Genomic DNA, 18,790 nt, shown 5'->3' with positions numbered 1-18,790 from the left:
CGAGATATGGCACGTCAATTAATCGATCAAACAACGAAGAATCCGGATGGAAGCATTGGCGACGATGCGTACGTGGCTTTCTCCAAGAGCAATAGCATGTTCTCGGAGCTGTACGAGTCCATCGGCCAGCTCCCGAAGCTGTACCAGTCCATTGGCCTGAACTTGCTGATCAATAGCGATTTTCGCGTCAACCAGCGCAGCTTTGGCGGTGGCGCGTTAGCTGCCGGCGCTTTCGGCTACGACCGCATGTTTGCGGGCCCTGGAGGATGCAATGTCAGCGTCAACCAATCGACCGGCGTTATCACCCACAACAGTGGCACATGGTGTCAAGCCATTGAGGCTCCGCGAGATGCGTTTGGAAAGACGCTGTGCATCGCCGTTGATGACCTGAGTGGCGGTAACTTGACTGTGGACGTTGGAGGCGTCGCTGCTGCGATCACGCCAGGCGCAGGACGCAGGTACGTGAATCTTGTCGCTCCAGGCAGTAGCAACACGGGCAACTTGCTCGTGAAGTTTAGCGCTGCAAACGCGACCTATCGCAACCTCGGAATCGTACGCGGCGCAGATTTTGCGGGGTTCCAATACAGGTCACCCGGCGAACAGTCGGCACTGTGTCAGTGGTACGCGTTTGCCGGGAACCTGTTCATGCGCGGCGCCGCATCCCAGCAAACAGGTGTTGGCCTGTACATCCCCGCAGCTATGCGTGCCGCACCGGCAGTTACCTTTTCCAATGTGAGTTATGTCTATGGCTGCTCTGGTATCGGGTCGAACGCTTATAAATCTGGCGTGGAGGTATTCGTGAACGCAAATCAGGCCTTTGCGTTCGGTGCGGGCTATTTCTTCGATGCGGAGATCACGTCATGAGCTATCGATTGACGGAAAATCCTGATCGCGTTATCCGCGTCGACGACGGCTCAACTATCCCGCGCGGTCACCGGTGGTGGGACGACTTCGAGAATTGGTGCGTCGGCGGCGGTGTACCGGAGCCGTTAGCACCTCCACAATCTCCGGAGACGCTGCGCACAGCATTGCGCGCTGCAGCGACACAGCGCCGCTGGGAGTGTGAGACGGGTGGCATTACGATCGGAGGCGTACAGGTAGGCACCTCGACTGAAGACCAGAACCGCATCAGCACAGTGCTTGCTGCGGCTGACCTTGGCACTGTGGAGCAGGTCGACTTCAAGGCGAACAACGGCTGGGTGACGCTGACGCTCGCCGAGATTCGTGGCATCGCAGCGGCGATCAGCGCGCACGTGCAGGCCTGCTTCACTGCGGAGCGTGCGCACCACGAGGCCATCGATGCGATCGGCAGCATTGATGAGCTGCAGGCCTACAACGTGGCCACTGGCTGGCCGGCATGAGCATCCTCGCCGACATCCAGACCCTAGAGCCTGGCGCGCGCGTGCGGCTGTTCGAACTGAACGCGACCGACCTTGGCGCCGATCAGTTGTTCTTCCACGCGCACCTCCAGTCCACGCCGATCGTGTGGCAGGGCGAGGTCTACCATCCCTGGCCGGTGGAGGCGACGGGCTTCGAGCGGACCAGCGATCAGCCGCCTACACCGCGGCTGCGCGTCGGCAACATCGACGGCACAATTACTGCTATGTGCCAGTTGTTCGACGATTTGGTTGGCGCGCGTCTCATCTTCCGGCAGACGCTGGTGCAGTACCTGGATCCGGTCAACTTCGCCGGCGGCAACGCAACCGCAGATCCATCAGAGCACTTCCAAGACGAGATCTGGTTCATCGATCGCAAGGCCTCCGAGGACAAGGAGGTAGTGGAGTTCGAGCTGGCGACCGCAGCCGACCTCAACGGCGAGCAATTACCTGGCCGGCAGATTATGGCTCTATGCAGTTGGATCTTGCGCGGTGGCTATCGTGGGGCGTATTGCGGCTACAACGGGCCGCCGGTGGCGGACATCAACGATCAGCCGGTTACGGATCCGGCACTGGACGTATGCGGCGGCCTGATCCGAAGCTGCAAGCTGAGGTACGGGGCGAACAACCCTCTCCCGCATGGCGGCGCTCCTGCGGCCGGCCTGCTTCGCACGTAGGTTGCAGCTGAGCTGTAAGCAGCGCAAAAAATCATATTTGTGGCCCGCCATGTGCGGGCCTTTTTCATGGGCGACCACATGGAACATGCAACCCTCCAGTCCATCCAGGCACACGCCATGGCCCGGTACCCGCGCGAGTGCTGCGGGCTGATCATCGCCACGGCCGACGGCGAGCGATACATCGAATGCCCAAACACCGCAGCCACTGCCAGTGAGCATTTCCGTCTGCCTGGCGAGGACTATGCGGCTGCGGAAGATCAAGGCGAAGTAATTGCGCTGGTGCATAGCCACCCGAACGCGTCCGCTATGCCGAGCGATGCCGATCGGCTGCAGTGCGAGCTGAGCGAGATCACCTGGCACATCATCAGCGTCGGCCAGGTCGATGGTGTTGCGGAATGCGGCGACGTACAGACGATCCAGCCTTGCGGCTATGTCGCGCCGCTGGTGGGCCGGCAGTTCGCGCATGGTGTTCTGGACTGTTACACGCTGCTGCGGGACTTCTATGCGCGAGAGCTGGGGATCGAGCTCCGTGACTATCCGCGCGAAGACGAGTGGTGGAAGCGCGGCGAGAACCTGTACGAGAAGCACTTCAGGGAAGAAGGATTCGGCGAGATCAAGGACGAGCCCCGGCGCGGCGACGTCTTCCTGATGCAGATCCGCTCGGAAGAAATGAACCACGCCGGCATCTACCTGGGTGATGGGCAGATGTTGCATCACCTGCACGGGCGACCGTCAGAGCAGGTGACCTATGGGGGCTACTGGCTCCAGCGGACCACGAAGGTGATCCGCCACCACTCTATGGAATCGCGGGCATGATCGACAAAGTACGAACCATCCGGCTGTATGGCCCACTGGGCGCGCGCTTCGGCCGAGAGTTCAGCCTGGCTGTCAGCAGCCCGGCCGAGGCAGTGCGCGCGCTCTGCGTGCTGCTGCCGGGCTTTGCCAGCTACCTGACGCATGCCAAGGACCGCGGCATGGCCTTCGCAGTGTTCGTCGGTCGCAGGAACCTTGGCGTCGATCAGCTCAGCGACCCGCCAGGCAGCGAGGACATCCGGATTGCGCCGGTGCTGCTCGGTGCCAAGAGTAGCGGCAGCTTGACCGCGATCATTGGCGTTGCGCTGATTGTCGTTTCTGGCTTCTTCACTGGTGGCACTACTTGGTCGCTAGCACTCGGTGCGGGTGGCGTAGCTGGAGCGGCGGCCGGCATTGGCCTTTCGCTGGTGATCAGCGGTGTCTCCCAGATGCTCGCCCCGCAGCCAAAGGGGCTAGGCACCGGCGAGCGGCCGGAGAACAAACCGAGCTACAGCTTCAACGGCCCGGTGAACACACAGGCGCAGGGGAATCCCTACCCGCTGGGCTATGGCCGCGGCTGGGGCGGTGGCGCAATCATCAGCGCCGGCATCTACGCGGAGGATCAGGCGTGAGCGCCATCATCGATATCCGCGGCGCAAAGAAGGGTCAGAGTTCCGCGCGCGCGCCGGTAGAAACGCCCGACAGCCTCCAGAGCATCGCCTACGCCAAGATCCTGCTGGCGATCGGTGAGGGCGAGATCAAGGGCCCAGTGAACGGTCTGCAGTCGGTTTATCTGGACGGCACGCGCCTGCAGAATCCCGATGGTTCGTTCAACTTCCAGAACGTGCGCGCGGAGTTGCGCGCCGGCACGCAGGACCAGGACTATATCGCCGGCTTCCCCAGCGTCGAGAACGAAATTGCCGTAGGCGTAGAGCTGACGGACGCGACGCCGGTGGTGCGCACGCTGTCGGGTGCTGATCTATCCTCGGTGCGCATTCGAATGGGAACGCCGTCGCTGCAGAAGACGGACACCACCACGGGCGACATCACCGGCTATAGCATCACCTACGCCGTGGACATCGCAACCGATGGAGGCGCGTACAGCACGATCCTGACGGACACCATCACTGGAAAGACCACGACGCTCTATGAGCGCAGTCGCACCGTCGATCTGCCTGCCGGTAGCCAGTGGCAGGTTCGGATCCGCCGCCTTACGTCCAATGCCAACAGCAGCACTATCGCCGACGTGCTGTATGTGCAGGCGCTGACCGAGATCATCGACGCGAAGCTGCGGTATCCGAACACAGCACTGCTGGCGCTGGAGCTGGATGCGAGCCAGTTCCAGGCCATCCCGACTATCGGCGTTTTTGCAGACTGGCTGATCGTGAAGGTGCCGAGCAACTACGACCCGGCGACGCGCAGCTACTCCGGTATTTGGGACGGTACTTTCAAGTCCGCCTGGACCGATAATCCGGCCTGGGTGTTCTTCGACATCTGCACGAACGATCGCTATGGCCTTGGCCATCGCATCCCGGCCGCATGGGTCGATCGCTGGCGCCTCTACCAGATCGCGCAGTACTGCGATCAGCTGGTGAGCGATGGGATGGGTGGGCAGGAGCCTCGGTTTACCTGCAATCCGTACTTCCAGACGCAGGCCGACGCTTGGAATGTGCTGTCGGACCTCGCTGCGGTGTTTCGCGGCATCACCTACTACGCCGCCGGCCAAGTCATGGCCTCGGCCGACATGCCGGTGGACCTGACGTCCTGCTACACATTCGGCGCCGCCAACGTCGTCGATGGGCGTTTCACCTACGAAGGTTCGGGGCGAAAGACGCGGCACACCGTCGCCTTGGTGTCGTGGAACGACCCGAATGACTTCGGACGCGCCAAGGCCGAGCCTGTCGAGTACCGGCCCGGCATCGCGCGCTATGGCATCCAGCAGACCTCCGTCACAGCGCTCGGTTGCTCATCGAAGGCTCAGGCACAGCGCATCGGCCTGCATATTCTCTTAAGCGAGAATCTGGAGACGGAGACCATCGGCTTCACGACGGGCCTGGAGGGACATGTTCCGCAACCTGGTGAGGTCATCGCTGTGCAGGATCCGGCGCGGGCAGGCCGTCGTAACAGCGGCCGCATTCGATCGGCGACGGCCGACAGCATCACCCTGGATAAGGTGCCGCCTACGCTCGCGATTGGCGACAGCATACGCATCCTCCTGCGCGCGGGCGGGCGCAGCGAAGCGCGCACGGTGTCGGCGATCAACGGGAGCGTCATCAGCGTCGGCGCGCCGTGGTCCACGATCCCGATTGCTCAATCGGTGTTCGCGGTGGAACAGGTCGATCTCGCGCTGCAGTATTTCAAGGTCATCTCGGTCAGGCACAACGACGATGGCATCACTTTCCAGGTGACTGGTCTCAAGCACGTCAATGCCAAGTTTGCTGCGATCGACAACGGTACGCGCATCGAGCAGCCGCCGATCAGCATCATCCCGCCCAGCGTGCAGCCGCCACCGACGAACGTGCGGCTGTCGTCGCACAGCTTCGTGGAGCAGGGCATCGCGCAGCATGTGCTTACTATCGCGTGGGATCCGGCCGAGAAGGCCATCGCCTACGACGTCGAATGGCGTCGCGACGACATGGCATGGGTGAAGGCTGGCCGCGCGACCACCGCCAACCTGGAGGTGCGTGGCATCTATGCGGGGCAGTACCTGGCGCGCGTGCGAGCGGTGAACGCGCTCAATGCCGTCTCTATGCCGGCAATGTCTGCCCTGACCGAAATCACTGGCAAGGTGGAGCCTCCGCCGTCGCTGGCGAGCCTCACCGCCGCCGGCATCATTTTCGGTATCGATCTGTCGTGGTCGTTCCCGCAGGGCGCAACGGACACCGAGCGCACGGAAATCTGGTACAGCCCAGCCAACAACTTGGCCGGCGCAATCAAGCTGGGAGACTTCGCCTATCCGCAGGCGCGGCACTCGATGTTGGGCTTGGCGGCCGGTGCGCGCTTCTTCTTCTGGGGGCGCCTGGTTGACCGCAGCGGCAATATCGGCCCGTGGTATCCCTTGACCAACGGCGTGATGGGCGAAAGCAGCACCGACGCGACCGCGATCCTCGAATACCTCGCGGGCAAGATCACGCTGACAGAACTCTCGCAGGAGTTGCGCCTGCCGATCGAATCCATTGCTAACCTGGTGCCGCTGGTGTGGAGCGAAGATGCCACCTACACGAACGGGCAGACGGTGGTGTACGGCGGCATCATCTGGAGTTGGACGGGTGCCGCTGCTGGCAACGAAGAGCCGCCGGGGACGAACTGGCAGAACGTTGGTACCGCAATCGCGCAGGCGGGCGCGGTGGTGGGCGAGGTCAATTCGCTCAAGCTGCAGATCAACAACCCTGACACCGGCTTGGCCGCGATCGGCGAACGCACCGATGGGCTGGTTGCGCAAATCAGCAATCGTCACGCGGGCGATCGGGATTGGCATGCAGGCGATCGCACTGTGTTCGCTGGCACACGGACGTGGCAGACGGTCATCGCTGAGGGAGATCGCGCCCAAGCGCAGCGCATGGATACCGTCGAAGCGTCGGTCGGCGGTATCTCGGCAAGCGTTCAGCAGACCAGTCAGACCGTCGTCGACCTAAACGGCAAGATCAGCGCTACGTACACGGTCAAGGCCCAGATCACCAGCGCAGGTCAGATCTACATGGCCGGCCTGGGCGTGGGCGTTGAGCAGCAGCAGGACGGCAGCTATCAGAGCCAAATCCTGATGCAGGCGGATCGGTTCGCGGTGATCAATGTCGCCAACAACGCCGTGACGTCGCCGTTTGTGATTCAGGGCGGTCAGGTCTTCATCAACCAGGCGCTGATTGGCAACGCATGGATCACCAACGCGATGATCGGCGACACCATCCAGTCGAACGGCGTGGGTGCCAATGGGCAGCCGCGTTGGAAGTTGGACAAGAACAGCACGCTGTCGATGAACGGCGCAAACAACGGCGGCTTCATGACGCTCAACGAGCAGGCGCTGCGCTTTTGGAATGCCGCCGGAACCGTTGCGCTGTTCGAAGCCGGGGAGCTGCTCTGATGGCGCGCGGCATTCGGCAGCGTGACCTGGACGGAAACATCCTGATCGATGTCTCCACTCGCATCACCAGCAAGTTCGGCGCCGTGACGATCACAGCCGGCGCCAGTGGCTCGGTGGCAGTGCCGCCACTGGGCACCAACGAAATCTACTTCTGGTTTTCCGCCAGCAGTAGCGCTCAGTACGCGCAGGCACCGCTGTTCACCGTCGACGAGCAGGCCGGGACGATCAGCTGGAACTACGGGGGCGGCAGCAACATGGGCACGCAGGTCGGTGGGTTGCTCACCTACGGGAGGTACTGATGGTTTTGGGCGTAAGGATCCGGCCCGAGGGCGGGAACATCATCCAGATCGACACGCGCTACGAAAACCTAGCGTTGAAGCAGAAGGGAACCGTGACCGCTGTAGGTGCCAGCTCGGGTGGTGCGGCCCAGGGCATCGGCTTCGCCACCCTCACAGTCGGCGGTGGCAACTCTCCGCTCATCGCCGTCACCTGCGCCTCGTTTGTTGGCCTTCGCAATCGATCGCAGAACGGGAGCACCTTCACCTTTGAGCTTGTGTGCGAGACGGCCAACACCGCTATCCAGTACTACGTCTTCGACACCACCGATGTGGCGCAAATGGCGTTTGTCACGAGCAAGGGGGTGCGTTTCCGCGACCCGGCCACCGGCCGCATAGCTTTCGATTCGCGTTACAAGTACATGCGGGTGATCGGCCGCATGCGGGCCACCGCAGGTACTGCGCAAACTGACTTTCCGACCCAAGCGGACGGCGTAGCGATCGCGCTAGGGCACACCGGTGCGTCATACACCATCGTGAGCGGACTCATTGGTGGCGGTCCTCGCTGGATGATGGATCGCCTTGGCTATGTTGCAGGGGTTAGATACACGCCGGGAACAGCGTCAGCAAAGGGCATCAACACGTACTACGACCACGCCGAGGGCAACCAGGGCAGCCCACCGGCACCTCCCGGAACGTTTGGGACAATGCAGGTCGATTGCCTGCTGCTCAACGTGCGCAATTATTGAGCTGCTGCTCATCGCCAGGCTGGCGCAATTGAGGGTAAGTGCGCAAAATGGCTCAATGAAGATCAGATCCATTCTGCTTGCGGCTGCTATGTTAGCCGCCACGAGTTCTGCCTTTGCAGGAAATACAAGCGGCTGCCTCTCTTTGGTCAGGGCTGACTTGCTGAAGAAGTGGCCGGACAACAGGACCGTGAACATTGTGGCGTTCGGGCACAGTGTTCCCGCTGGCTATTTTGTGACCCCTACCGTCAACACTCGCGAAGCTTATCCGCGCCTGGTTGCCGATGGTCTGGCGGCGAGGTATCCCACTGCCGTGGTCAATGTGATTACGTCAGCAGTAGGAGGGGAAAACTCCAGCGCCGGCTTGGCCCGCTTTAAGCGGGAGGCGCTGGGTCATCTTCCGCGTGTGGTAACGATCGACTACGGGCTAAATGATCGAGGCCTTAGCATTGAGCAATCCCGCAGCAACTTGACCCAGATGGTTCATCAAGCCAAGCAAGCGAATGCGTGTGTTGTCCTGGTTACCGCTACCCCTGATCTAGGAGGGGACACGCCCTCGTCGAAATCATCGCTTGTGGCGCAAGTTGCGATGATTCGCGATTTAGCGAGAGCCGAAGACGTGCCCGTGGCCGACGCATTTGCTGCGTTCAGCGATTACAGCGGGGACAGGATGGATCTGATGGCGCAACCAAATCATCCAAACGCGAAGGGGCACCGGCTGGTGGCAGATCGGATTTTGCGCCTTTTTAAGTAACCATTCACGTCTGGATCGCTTCCGCCTTACTGCCGCCCGGCGACAGGTCTGTGAAGTTGCAACGTAGGTTCAACGGCTAGTCGAGCCGATCTTTCGGCTAGCAATTCGGTCCTGAAACTTGATGCTCCACGGAGTGATCAAGTAGCCCGCCCGGCGCGCGTAGATCGCTGGGATGTGATCCTCGCGCGCATCCTTTGCGATGCCGTTGACGAGCACATATGGCGCGACGGTTTTCGGTACCTCGCACCAATCCTGGTGGCCATCGGTCTTGAGCGTCAAGGTATACGGGCCGGCGCCCTGGATCTGGCCACAAACCACGGCGCGTGCGCTGACTGAGGCGGCGCGTGCGCGCGGCGCGAGGCGTGTCACGAACGCGTCAAGCGTCTCGCCGGCGTCGGATGTTTCCTGGTACAGATCGGTGGTGCGGCCGAGCTGGCTGCGTTCGCCGGCGGCGGCTGGGATGGCGACGCCAAGGAGGGCTGCGGCTACGGCGATCAGTAGTGCGTGCATTACGTTCTCCGAATGTGCTGCGCCGGTCTGGCCGGCGGCCCGAGGTCATCTCGGCGCAAGGCCAAGATGCATGGCCAGCACACGCAAAAAAACGTTCATTTGAGTTATACCCGCACACTGCAATTTCTCGGAGAAATCTGACCCCAACGTGCGGAACAGGCCGATATGTGCAATCCCATAACGGTGCAAACCTACAGTAGCCGGTCGCGGTGCCAAGATGGCCGCTCAACCCGCGAGGCGCCTGAGCAGCGCCGAGCCGGCACATTTTCGTAATACCAATTTAGGGGGAGCAGTGTTATGGACCATGTTCACACCTATCGGGTTCAATCTCTTTCCGAAGCCGCAGACCTAATAGATAAAAGCCTGAGCGCGGAGCGTGCAACCCAACTCTGGATCGCATTCAACCGCGACTGCGACGATCGCGAACTGTTAGAAAAAATCCGTAACCTGCTTGACGAACGGTTGGCTGAGTCTGGAAACAAGCCACTTAAATAAACCCGTCGAGATCTTCACGCGTGAGGACGCCGAGGCGATGACCCCATGAGGCGACCAGCTCGACAATCACGGCCGCCTCGGAAGGGAACGCATACAGCAGTTCCGCTTCGAACTGATTGAGCACCTCCAGCGGCTCAGGCGCGCACGCCAGCCGCTGCTGCAGTTGTTCAAAAAGACTGGGGCGCGGAGTGTCGTCCATAGAGGCAGATTCTACGACCGCCCGTCTCACGCCTTGAGACGGTTCTGCCGATACTGCGGGCATGGACAGAGCCCAACTCCGAACCCATCTCGAAAATCTCGATGCCGCGGTGCCAGCGCTGCTGAAGAGCAGCCCCGACCGTTGCCACTTCTGGCAGGCCTTCGCGGGCATGGCAGACGTCATCGAGGACGGCGCCATCACGGGCGACGATGCCCAATTCGTCTCCCGGCGGCTCGATGAGATCTTGGCCTGGCATGGCCTCCAAGATCCCGACCGCGACTGTTGAGAGGCGGCCATGTGTTACTCCGCGCAGATCCGAGCCGAGTTCAAAGAGTTCCAGCGGGCGTTTGGCGCCGTGATGGACATCGACACCTATGTGAAGACCTTCTGGTGGGGCGAGGGCGCCCAGGCGCGCCGGATCAAGGCGCCTCGGGCGATGGTGCGCGAGTTGCTGGAGATCGGACCGCCCGAGCTGCAGGAGAATCTGCGCGCAGCGGACGCGGCGGAGGCCGACGCGCTCACGCGGGAGATCTTCGACCAGAAGCGCCGTGTCGGCGACGCCGAGCGGGCGCTGCAGCTCAAGGAAACGAAGAAGGCGCGCGAGGACGTGCGCATCGGCACGAACAAGATCCAGCAGGCGCAGCGGCGCCTCGACACGCTCAAGGGTACGCGCGGGCAGGACGACAGCCGGATCTTCCCGGGCGTCTACTGCCCGGTGCTGGTGGTCGAGAATGGTCAACGGGTCGTGAAGCCGATGCGCTACCAGTGCCGGCCGGCCGGCACCCCGGCAATGTACGACCGGAAATTCCCCGGCACCTACAACGCCCGCCGCGACAACCTGGAAGGGTTTTGGCGCCGGCAGTTCGGCTACACCCATGGGCTCATGGTGGCCGACCGGTTCTACGAGAACGTCGAAGGCCCAGACGGGCAGAACCAGCGCATCGAGTTCGTGCCGCGCACCGGTGAGCCGATGCTGGTGGCGTGCCTTTGGTCGCACTGGCGCGATCCCGCAGGCGTCGAACCCGACCTGCTGTCGTTTGCCGCGATCACCGACGAGCCAGAGCCGGAGGTCGCAGCCGCTGGCCATGACCGGACGATCATCAACATCAAGCCTGAGCACGTCGACGCCTGGCTCAATCCGGACCCGGCCGATCTCCAGGCGCTTTACGCCATCTTCGACGACAAGCGGCACCCGTTCTACGAGCACCGGATAGCAGCGTGACCTGCAGCACCCACAGCCAGGATAGATAGCCATGCCATCACGATCTGCGCACCGCGCCGCGCTTCAGCGATCTAAGGAGCCGAGCGTCATTGCTCCCGAAGGTGTGACGCTGCCGTCTCTCCCTCTGAACATGAACTGGCACAACCCCGTCATCGGCGGGGACGTCGATCGAGACGAATGGAACCTCTTGCGTGTCGGTCCAGGAGGGGCAGATGTCCTCGCAAGGGTTCGGCGGAATGGTGCGTCTGAGGCAGCTGTGTCGCTGATGATCGCCGGCAGCCCAGTGGTACCGCCGCCTGTGACGCTGCCGATCGCTCAGGCCTTCGAGGTGGCGGCAGAGTTCGCGCGCAACTCGTCAAGGTAATCGGCCCACCGCTGCATCATGCGCACGCGCTCCGCGAGATGTGTCGTGCGGTTGTAAGCCCGGCCGTTGGGATCCTTCACTGCATGCGCCAGCTGGTGCTCAATGATGTCCGGCCGGAAGCCCAGGATCTCGTCGAGGATCGTGCGGGCTGTGGCGCGGAAGCCGTGGCCGGTCACCGTGCCTACCTCGTAGCCCATGCGGCGCAACGCCGCGTTCACCGCGTTGTCCGACATCGGCCGCAGCTTCGTCCTGGTGCTGGGGAAGAGGTAGCGGCCGGCACCGGTGAGCCGCTGCAGGTCTGCCAGGACAGTCAGTGCCTGGCGCGAGAGCGGGACAGCGTGGGGCTGGCGCATCTTCATCTTGTCGGCGGGGATGTTCCACCGAGCGGCATCGATGTCGAATTCCGACCACTCGGCCTGCCGCAACTCACCCGGACGCACGAACAGCAGTGGTGCCAACACCAGAGCGCAGCGCGTGACGTGGCTGCCCTTGTAGCCGTCCATGGCGCGCAGCAGCGCCCCCAGCTCGTCCGGATCGGTCACTGCCGGCAGATGGCGCTCAGGTGTCGGCTTCAGCGCGCCGCGCAGATCCGCCACTGGGTTGCGGCTGGCACGCCCGGTGGCGATGGCGTATCGCATGACCTGGCCGCAGTTCTGCATGATCCGGTGCGCCGACTCGAAGGCGCCGCGCTTCTCGATTCGTCTGGCCACTGCCAGGAATTCGGGTGCTTCCAGTTCCGCCGCCGGCCGCGCGCCGATGTAGGGGAACACGTCGTTCGTGAACCATCCGACGACCTTCACACGGTACCCATCCACCCAGTTGCGCTTCTCCAGCCACTCGTTGGCGATCACTTCGAAGGTGTTGGCGCCGAGGATTGCACGCGCAGCCGTTGCTGCTTTCCGGTGCTCGCCCGGGTCGATACCCTGAGCCACTAGCTGGCGTGCTTCGTCCCGCCGCTGCCTGGCCAGTGCCAGCGGCACCTCTGGATAGACGCCGAGGGCGAGCCGCTTTTCCTTTCCGCCGAATCGATACTTCAGGCGAAACCAGCGCCCGCCCTTCGGCGACAGCTCCAGATACAAACCGTCGCTGTCATACAGGCGTTGGGTCTTCGCGGCAGGTTTGGCGCGGCGTATTGCGAGATCGGTCAGTGGGGGCATCTGTTCGGCAGTTGGGGGCAGGTGCCCCAAAATATGCCCCCAGAGTCTCCAATCCTGCGACGTTCACTTGCGCACCGCAGTGCACATAAAAAAGGCCGAGAACCCTTGTTTTACGGGGGTTCCCGGCCTTCTTCGGATCTTCAAGATCCGCTCATTGGTGGAGGTGGGCGGAATCGAACCGCCGTCCGGAAGCACTCCATCCCCAGCACTACATGCTTAGCCCTCCGTTAGATCTCATTCCCAGGCAGCACGGTTGGCAAAGCGCACCTGGAAACCAGCCTGCTTTATCTAACCGGTAGCTGACAGGCAGCCACTACCGATGGTTCCGTGATAATGACCCTACACCTACGAGCACGGGCACAAGTAGGTTCGGGGGTTCGCCTTAGGCGGCTGTAGAACTACAACTAAAGCCAATTAAGCGGCGATAGCGAAGTCCGAACCGTAGTTGTCATCGTTGGCAACTAAAAGTTTGCTGCTGGATTAACGAGGAAAGCTGCCCCCTCGGCATGCGCCAAGCGACTTCGCGACCCCCGTCGAAACCAGTGCACCCCCGGGGAAAGCAGTAAAACGCTGACGTGGTCAGTGTAGGGATCGGCGCGCCCTGTCACAAGTGGTGAGATGCGCAGCGCTTACAGTGGCTTCAGTCCTGTACCGGATCGAACAGTCTGTAAACGAAGGAGCGAAGCGATGGCGACAGGCAAGCCCCCACGTTCGACGCCTGCGCGTGCAGTACCGCGCAAGGCGGCTGCAAGCACGGAAAAACCGGCACGGCCACGTGCAAGGCGCGCGCAGCGGGCCGAGGCGCAGGAGCCTATGGTGACCCGCGTGCAGGGCAAGGCGCGCACCGTGATTTATATCCACGGCATCGGCAACAAGCCGCCGGCCGACGTGCTGCGGTGTCAGTGGGACAAGGCCTTGTTCGGGCGGCCGATGGGCGAGCGCACGCGCCTGGCGTACTGGGTCAATCGCGAGCGGTATCCGGTGGCCGAGCCAGGCAATTGCGATGCGCGTGATGTGGGGCCGGCGCTCAATCAGAGCGTGCAGCGCGCCCTGAGTACGCTCGGCTTGGTGCCGGGCGAACACGACTTGCACCTGTTGGCAGATGCGCTGGCGCAGAGCGAACAGGAGCGAGTGGATCTGCATCACTTGTTGGACGAACTGGAGGGAGCGTCCGCACCCGGCAGCGTACACGCCATGGGCGCCATCGATGCAATCAACCGGGTGCTGCTGCGGCTGATTTCCGCTGCGTTGCTGCAGGACGTGCACGACCTGTTCTTCGTGCCGGAGCGTGCGGCGCTGATGCGCGAAAGCCTGGCGCAGCGGCTGCGCGCAGGGGGCGGGCCATTCGTAGTGGTGGCGCATAGCCAGGGCTCGATGATCGCGTTCGATGTGCTACGTCAGTTGCAGGCCGCCGACTGCGAGGTCAGCCTGTTCGTCACCCTGGGCTCGCCACTGGGCTTGCCGCAGGTGCGTAGCATGTTCAAGCGCTGGACCGGTACGCGCAAACTGCCGTTTCCCGAGTGTGTGCAGCGTTGGATCAATGTGGCTGAAACGCGCGATCCGATCGCGCTGGATCCGGATCTTACCGACGACATCGCCAACGCGAGAGGGCGTTTCGAAAATTTGGCCGCTGCGCGTTTGAATCCGGACTGGCAGCACAACCCGCATTCCGGCTCTGGGTATTTGTCGATTCCGCAGGTGTGCGCTGCGGTGCGCCAAGCCGTGGGTGTGGGCTTCGATCAGCCGGTGTCCAATGCGGTGCTGATCAAGGATCTCAGCGAGCAGCTCGAAGCGCACGGCCCGGAGCACCGACACGACGTGCTGATCGAACTGGATCGCCGCGTGTTGGGCAACGATCCCGACGGTGTGCGCGCATTGCTGTTGCAGCACGTACGCGAAGCTGCTGCCCGCACCACCGGCCTGAGCGGCGATGCGTTGGATGAGGCGATCGAACTGGAAGACAGTCTGCAGCGTTTCGTGTCCGCGCGGTTGACTCGATTCGAGATCGAATCGCTGCAGGATCGTTATCGCGCGTTGGGCTTTCGACGGGTGTGGCGCGACGCCGGCAAACGCGCGTTGATCCATGAATCCGGCAATGTGCTGCACGCCGATGCGGCGCGGACTGCATATCGCGCGCGCGGTCAGCACATCGGTTGGGCGGTGCTGGATACCGGCATCGCAGCCAGTCACCCGCATTTCTTCGTCAAGGGCGAGCGCGACAACGTGGTCGCGCAATGGGACTGCACGCGGCGCGGTGCGCCCAAACGGCTGACCCGTGCCGACGGCACGGCGTTTACCCGGCTCGATCGGCATGGGCACGGCACGCATATCGCCGGAATCATTGCCGGCCAGTGTCGGGCTTCGATTCCCGATGCAAGTGGTACGTCCGGCCGCACGCTGGAGTTTGCCGGCATGGCGCCAGACGCCCAGCTGTATGGCTTCAAGGTGCTCGACGATGCTGGAAATGGCCGCGATTCGTGGATGATCAAAGCAATACAGCAGATCGCTGCAATCAACGAACGTGCTGGCGAACTGGTCATCCATGGCGTGAATCTGAGCTTGGGTGGCTGTTTCGATCCAGAGAGCTACGGCTGCGGGTTTACGCCGCTGTGCAACGAATTGCGGCGGCTGTGGCGGCAAGGTGTGCTGGTGGTGATCGCTGCCGGCAACGAAGGCCTGGCCTGGTTGATGCGCAACGATGGCGATGCGTATGCGGCCAACATGGATCTGTCGATCAGCGACCCGGGAAATCTGGAAGACGCCATCGTGGTCGGCTCAGTACACAAGAGCAGCCCGCACAACTATGGCGTGTCGTATTTTTCGTCGCGCGGGCCCACCGCCGACGGTCGCAGCAAGCCGGATGTGGTCGCGCCAGGGGAGAAGATCCTGTCGGCCTACTACGACTTCGACTCCAACGATCCGGCCAGTTTGATGGTGGAAATGAGCGGCACCAGCATGGCCGCACCGCATGTCTCCGGTGTGTTGGCCGGGTTTTTATCGGCGCGCCGCGAGTTCATCGGTTTCCCTGACCGGGTCAAGCAGCTGATGCTCGACACCTGCACCGATCTGCAGCGCGATCACTATGTGCAGGGCAGGGGAGTGCCGAATTTGATGCGCATGCTTGGGGCGACGTGATTTGGGATTGGGAATTAGGGATTCGGGATTCGCAAACGCATGGGCTGTACGCGCAGCGTCGCTCGCCAGTGCCAGGAACCATGCAAGCGCCGGCTGCGACCGGCTTTGCCGTTACCAATCCCCAATCCCCAATGCCGAATCCCCAATCCCGGCTACTCACGCATCTCGGTTATGCCGCCGCATCACGCGCTGCTTGTCGCGCTGCCAATCGCGGTCCTTGGCGGCGTCACGCTTGTCGTGATTCTGCTTGCCCTTGGCCAGGGCGATTTCCAGCTTCACCTTGTTGCTGCTCCAGTACAGCGCGGTGGGCACCAGGGTGTAGCCCTCGCGCTCCACGCGGGTGAGGACCTTGTCGATCTCGGCCCGGTGCAGCAGCAGTTTGCGGTCGCGGCGTTCCACCGGCACGGTATGGGTGGAGGCCTGGATCAGCGGGGTGATCTGCGCGCCAATCAAGTAGATCTCGCCGGAGCGGACATACGCGTAGCCGTCGACAATGTTGGCGCGGCCAGCGCGGATCGCCTTGATCTCCCAGCCCTGCAGCGCCAGACCGGCTTCGTAGCGTTCTTCCAGGTGGTATTCGTGGCGCGCACGCTTGTTCAACGCGATGGTTTTCGTGGCCTTCGCGCCGTTTGCTTTATCCTTGGTTGGTTTCTTGCTCATCCGCCCATTGTCGCCGATTCGGTGTCGTCAAACGATCTTCCGTCTTTCACAAGTTAGCGAATGCCTACCATCCGTCGCAGCGCCCTGGTCGAACACAGCGCCACCCGCATGTTCGATCTGGTCAATGATGTCGAAGCCTATCCGCGCCGCTTCGGCTGGTGCGACGTTGCCCATGTGCTCGAACAGGACCAGGCGCATATCGTGGCGCGCCTGGATCTGGGGCTGGGGTCGTTCCGCACCTGGTTCACCACCGAGAACATCCTTGAGCGCCCCGAGCGCATCGTCATGCATCTGCGCGACGGCCCGTTCAAGCGCCTGGAAGGCCTGTGGGAGTTCCAAGCGCTGAGCGAGAATGCTTGCAAGGTGAGTTTGACCCTGGAAGTGGAGACCAGCTCGCGCTTGCTGGGTCCTGCGCTGGCGCTGGGGTTCCAGGGGCTGGCCGACCGCATGGTCAACGATTTCGTGCGCGTCGCCGACCGCGGCGACGTCTAGGCAGCGCTGCAGTATGCGCATCGAGGTCGTGCTGGCCTGGCCGGATCGCTACAGCGCGGTGCAGCTGGACGTGCCCGACGGCGCAACGGTGGCAGACGCAGTCGCACTGTCCGGTTTGGCGTCGGAGCACGCGCCTGCAGCGCATGCGGTACATGGGCTGATCGCACGCCCGGAGCAGGTATTGCGCGAAGGCGACCGGGTCGAATTGCTCAGGCCGCTGCTGCTGGACCCGAAGGAGGCGCGGCGTCGCCGTGCAGGGCCAAGCAAAAAAGCTGGTCCCAACACCTAGCGGTTTGTGCGCGCTGTGCCGCATGTAAGCGTCGCTACAAAGCGAGCTCTTCTAGGGCGCTGTCTTGAAGAATCATGCATGTTCGCCGAGTTCGAACAAGCGCATGTCGAGGCGAGACGCCTGACAAACAGGCGCGATGGATGGATCTAGAGGTCAGCGCTGGGGCGTGGGATCAAATCGCTGTTCGGCAGCAGTGACAACGAAAAACGCATCCGTTCGAAGGGATGCGTTCTTTGGTCATGCCGACACTCAGGCGATCGACAGGTTGCCGAGCAACCGCATCAACGGCCGCGCTGCTTCTTCTTGTCGCGTGCCAGGTTGCGGCCGAATTGCTTGGGCGCGGATTTGGCCAACTGCTCGTCCTGCGACGGGAAATAGTCGCCTTCCCAGCGCACAACTTGCTCGTTCTCGAAAAACACGGTGAAGTTCTTGACCTCGGTGTGCGCCAGACGGTCCACACGCTGCGTGGAGGTATAGTCCCAGCGCTGGGCGTGGAACGGGTCTGGAATCGAAGGGGTGCCCAGCAACGCGCTGACCTGCTGCTTGCTCTGGCCTACCTGCAGTTGCTCCACGGCGGTCTGTTTGATCAGATTGCCCTGGTAGATCGGCTGCTTGTAGATGATGCCGCAGCCAGCGGTGGAAAGAGCAACGGCGGCGACCAGCAGGAGATTACGCATCGGGGATTAAGTGCTGAGGAAATCACGCCGATGATACACTTCCGCCGGTCGCCGCGACCCGTTTGATGGCAGCTGGCGCTAAATCGCCAATGAACGGAGAACATATGGAAACCCACGACCTGCGCAAAGTCGGGCTCAAGGTGACCCATCCGCGGATGCGGATCCTGGAGTTGCTCGAACAAAAGAGCAACCAGCACCACCTCAGCGCAGAAGACATCTATCGGCAACTGCTAGACCACGGCGACGAGATCGGGTTGGCCACGGTGTATCGGGTGCTGACCCAGTTCGAGGCCGCCGGCCTGGTGCTGAAGCACAATTTCGAAGGCGGGCAGGCTGTGTACGAGCTGGATCGCGGCGGTCACCACGACCATATGGTCGATGTGGATACCGGTCACGTCATCGAGTTCGAGAGCGAGGAAATCGAGGCGCTGCAGCGCCAGATCGCCGCCAAGCACGGCTACGAACTGGAAGAGCATTCGCTGGTCCTGTACGTGCGCAAGAAGCGTCCGCGCTGAGTTCCGTGTTTTGCAGGTGCCAAGACAAGGCGGCTTCGGCCGCCTTGTGCATTTATGGGGCGTGGTGGTGGATTGGCTGCATGGCCCGTGTCTCCATTCGCCCTCGACCCCTTACCCCGCGGGCGGGGGCGATGGAGCCACGTCAGCGGGTGCGGAGAGCTTCGGTGATGAGGGTAGGGGGGCTCGTCAGTAGGGAGCCTCGCGAGCGGGACAAGCGAACGGGGCCTCGAATGGCTGCCTCAATGCATGAAGCCTGCGCAGGCGGCTCCAAGGGGGCTGATTAGTTGCAGCAAGCATGCACCGAAAGCGTCGGTGGCGCGCCGCGTGACTACCGACGCCGCCATTGCACCGGCGTCGTAGCACTCGCAGCGCTCCGG

General features: G+C 62.4%; 21 protein-coding genes and 1 other RNA gene. 16 read left to right on the top strand and 6 right to left on the bottom strand.

What is annotated here, in order from left to right:
* Positions 1-6: 6 nt before the first annotated feature.
* The 9 genes from M0D43_RS02890 to M0D43_RS02850 all read left to right on the top strand — a co-directional run bounded on the left by M0D43_RS02890 (position 7) and on the right by M0D43_RS02850 (position 8,698).
* The gene (locus M0D43_RS02890; RefSeq protein ID WP_260807840.1) at positions 7-864 is read left to right on the top strand and encodes a hypothetical protein; all 858 of its coding nucleotides are present in this window, start codon (positions 7-9) and stop codon (positions 862-864) included.
* Entirely contained in the window at positions 861-1,361 is a 501-nt protein-coding gene (locus M0D43_RS02885; protein WP_260807839.1) for a DUF4376 domain-containing protein, read from the top strand. Before M0D43_RS02890 ends, M0D43_RS02885 begins: the two co-directional genes overlap by 4 nt.
* Positions 1,358-2,053 carry a phage minor tail protein L gene (locus tag M0D43_RS02880; protein WP_260807837.1) on the top strand — a complete coding sequence of 232 codons (696 nt, stop codon included), beginning with the start codon at positions 1,358-1,360 and terminating at the stop codon, positions 2,051-2,053. Before M0D43_RS02885 ends, M0D43_RS02880 begins: the two co-directional genes overlap by 4 nt.
* 78 nt (positions 2,054-2,131) lie before the next feature.
* On the top strand, positions 2,132-2,869 hold the full coding sequence (locus M0D43_RS02875) for a C40 family peptidase (protein WP_260807836.1): 738 nt from the start codon (positions 2,132-2,134) through the stop codon (positions 2,867-2,869).
* Entirely contained in the window at positions 2,866-3,477 is a 612-nt protein-coding gene (locus M0D43_RS02870; protein WP_260807834.1) for a tail assembly protein, read from the top strand. The genes M0D43_RS02875 and M0D43_RS02870 overlap by 4 nt, the downstream gene beginning before the upstream one ends.
* Positions 3,474-6,923 (top strand): TipJ family phage tail tip protein, encoded by a 3,450-nt coding sequence (locus M0D43_RS02865; protein ID WP_260807832.1) that lies wholly within the window; start codon positions 3,474-3,476, stop codon positions 6,921-6,923. Before M0D43_RS02870 ends, M0D43_RS02865 begins: the two co-directional genes overlap by 4 nt.
* Positions 6,923-7,222: a hypothetical protein gene (locus M0D43_RS02860; RefSeq protein WP_260807830.1), complete on the top strand. Its 300-nt coding sequence runs from the start codon at positions 6,923-6,925 to the stop codon at positions 7,220-7,222. The genes M0D43_RS02865 and M0D43_RS02860 overlap by 1 nt, the downstream gene beginning before the upstream one ends.
* On the top strand, positions 7,222-7,947 hold the full coding sequence (locus tag M0D43_RS02855; RefSeq protein WP_260807829.1) for a hypothetical protein: 726 nt from the start codon (positions 7,222-7,224) through the stop codon (positions 7,945-7,947). The genes M0D43_RS02860 and M0D43_RS02855 overlap by 1 nt, the downstream gene beginning before the upstream one ends.
* A gap of 55 nt (positions 7,948-8,002) precedes the next feature.
* Positions 8,003-8,698, top strand: coding sequence for an SGNH/GDSL hydrolase family protein (locus M0D43_RS02850; protein ID WP_260807828.1), 696 nt, complete (start codon positions 8,003-8,005; stop codon positions 8,696-8,698).
* Positions 8,699-8,767: 69 nt separating this feature from the next.
* On the opposite strand, the gene M0D43_RS02845 is transcribed toward M0D43_RS02850, so the two are convergent.
* Positions 8,768-9,208, bottom strand: coding sequence for a hypothetical protein (locus tag M0D43_RS02845; protein ID WP_260807827.1), 441 nt, complete (start codon positions 9,206-9,208; stop codon positions 8,768-8,770).
* A gap of 297 nt (positions 9,209-9,505) precedes the next feature.
* Here M0D43_RS02845 and M0D43_RS02840 point away from each other — a divergent pair, with 297 nt between their 5' ends.
* Complete coding sequence (locus M0D43_RS02840) at positions 9,506-9,703, top strand: hypothetical protein (protein ID WP_260807825.1); 198 nt, start codon at positions 9,506-9,508, stop codon at positions 9,701-9,703.
* Here M0D43_RS02840 and M0D43_RS02835 read toward each other — a convergent pair.
* Entirely contained in the window at positions 9,696-9,902 is a 207-nt protein-coding gene (locus M0D43_RS02835; protein WP_260807824.1) for a hypothetical protein, read from the bottom strand. The genes M0D43_RS02840 and M0D43_RS02835 overlap by 8 nt on opposite strands.
* A 61-nt stretch (positions 9,903-9,963) precedes the next feature.
* Between M0D43_RS02835 and M0D43_RS02830 the strand changes: the two genes are divergently transcribed.
* Entirely contained in the window at positions 9,964-10,188 is a 225-nt protein-coding gene (locus M0D43_RS02830; RefSeq protein ID WP_184631898.1) for a hypothetical protein, read from the top strand.
* 9 nt (positions 10,189-10,197) lie between these two features.
* Positions 10,198-11,124 (top strand): SOS response-associated peptidase family protein, encoded by a 927-nt coding sequence (locus tag M0D43_RS02825; protein ID WP_260807822.1) that lies wholly within the window; start codon positions 10,198-10,200, stop codon positions 11,122-11,124.
* Positions 11,125-11,439: 315 nt separating this feature from the next.
* Here the strand turns inward: M0D43_RS02825 and M0D43_RS02820 are convergent, their stop codons facing one another.
* Together M0D43_RS02820 and ssrA are read right to left on the bottom strand one after the other, a co-directional pair.
* Positions 11,440-12,645: a tyrosine-type recombinase/integrase gene (locus tag M0D43_RS02820; RefSeq protein WP_260807821.1), complete on the bottom strand. Its 1,206-nt coding sequence runs from the start codon at positions 12,643-12,645 to the stop codon at positions 11,440-11,442.
* 155 nt (positions 12,646-12,800) lie between these two features.
* Positions 12,801-13,197: a transfer-messenger RNA gene (ssrA, locus tag M0D43_RS02815) on the bottom strand.
* A 135-nt stretch (positions 13,198-13,332) separates the two neighbouring features.
* Between ssrA and M0D43_RS02810 the strand changes: the two genes are divergently transcribed.
* Complete coding sequence (locus tag M0D43_RS02810; RefSeq protein ID WP_260807820.1) at positions 13,333-15,780, top strand: S8 family serine peptidase; 2,448 nt, start codon at positions 13,333-13,335, stop codon at positions 15,778-15,780.
* Positions 15,781-15,936: 156 nt separating this feature from the next.
* On the opposite strand, the gene smpB is transcribed toward M0D43_RS02810, so the two are convergent.
* Positions 15,937-16,440 carry an SsrA-binding protein SmpB gene (gene smpB / locus M0D43_RS02805; protein ID WP_010366344.1) on the bottom strand — a complete coding sequence of 168 codons (504 nt, stop codon included), beginning with the start codon at positions 16,438-16,440 and terminating at the stop codon, positions 15,937-15,939.
* 60 nt (positions 16,441-16,500) lie between these two features.
* Between smpB and M0D43_RS02800 the strand changes: the two genes are divergently transcribed.
* Together M0D43_RS02800 and M0D43_RS02795 are read left to right on the top strand one after the other, a co-directional pair.
* Positions 16,501-16,932 (top strand): type II toxin-antitoxin system RatA family toxin, encoded by a 432-nt coding sequence (locus tag M0D43_RS02800; protein ID WP_252163525.1) that lies wholly within the window; start codon positions 16,501-16,503, stop codon positions 16,930-16,932.
* A gap of 13 nt (positions 16,933-16,945) precedes the next feature.
* On the top strand, positions 16,946-17,221 hold the full coding sequence (locus M0D43_RS02795; protein ID WP_252163524.1) for an RnfH family protein: 276 nt from the start codon (positions 16,946-16,948) through the stop codon (positions 17,219-17,221).
* Between the two features lie 281 nt (positions 17,222-17,502).
* Here M0D43_RS02795 and M0D43_RS02790 read toward each other — a convergent pair whose 3' ends face one another.
* Positions 17,503-17,898, bottom strand: coding sequence for an outer membrane protein assembly factor BamE (locus M0D43_RS02790; protein ID WP_011258737.1), 396 nt, complete (start codon positions 17,896-17,898; stop codon positions 17,503-17,505).
* Positions 17,899-18,002: 104 nt separating this feature from the next.
* On the opposite strand from M0D43_RS02790, the gene fur reads away from it, so the two are divergent.
* The gene (fur, locus tag M0D43_RS02785; protein ID WP_005988392.1) at positions 18,003-18,413 is read left to right on the top strand and encodes a ferric iron uptake transcriptional regulator; all 411 of its coding nucleotides are present in this window, start codon (positions 18,003-18,005) and stop codon (positions 18,411-18,413) included.
* Positions 18,414-18,790: the final 377 nt, after the last annotated feature.

It is taken from the genome of Xanthomonas prunicola (genome assembly GCF_025266575.1).
GTDB classification, from domain to species: Bacteria; Pseudomonadota; Gammaproteobacteria; order Xanthomonadales; family Xanthomonadaceae; genus Xanthomonas; species Xanthomonas prunicola.
The sequence above is the reverse complement of the archived record's forward strand: the minus strand, read 5'-3'. Positions and strand labels throughout refer to the sequence as shown.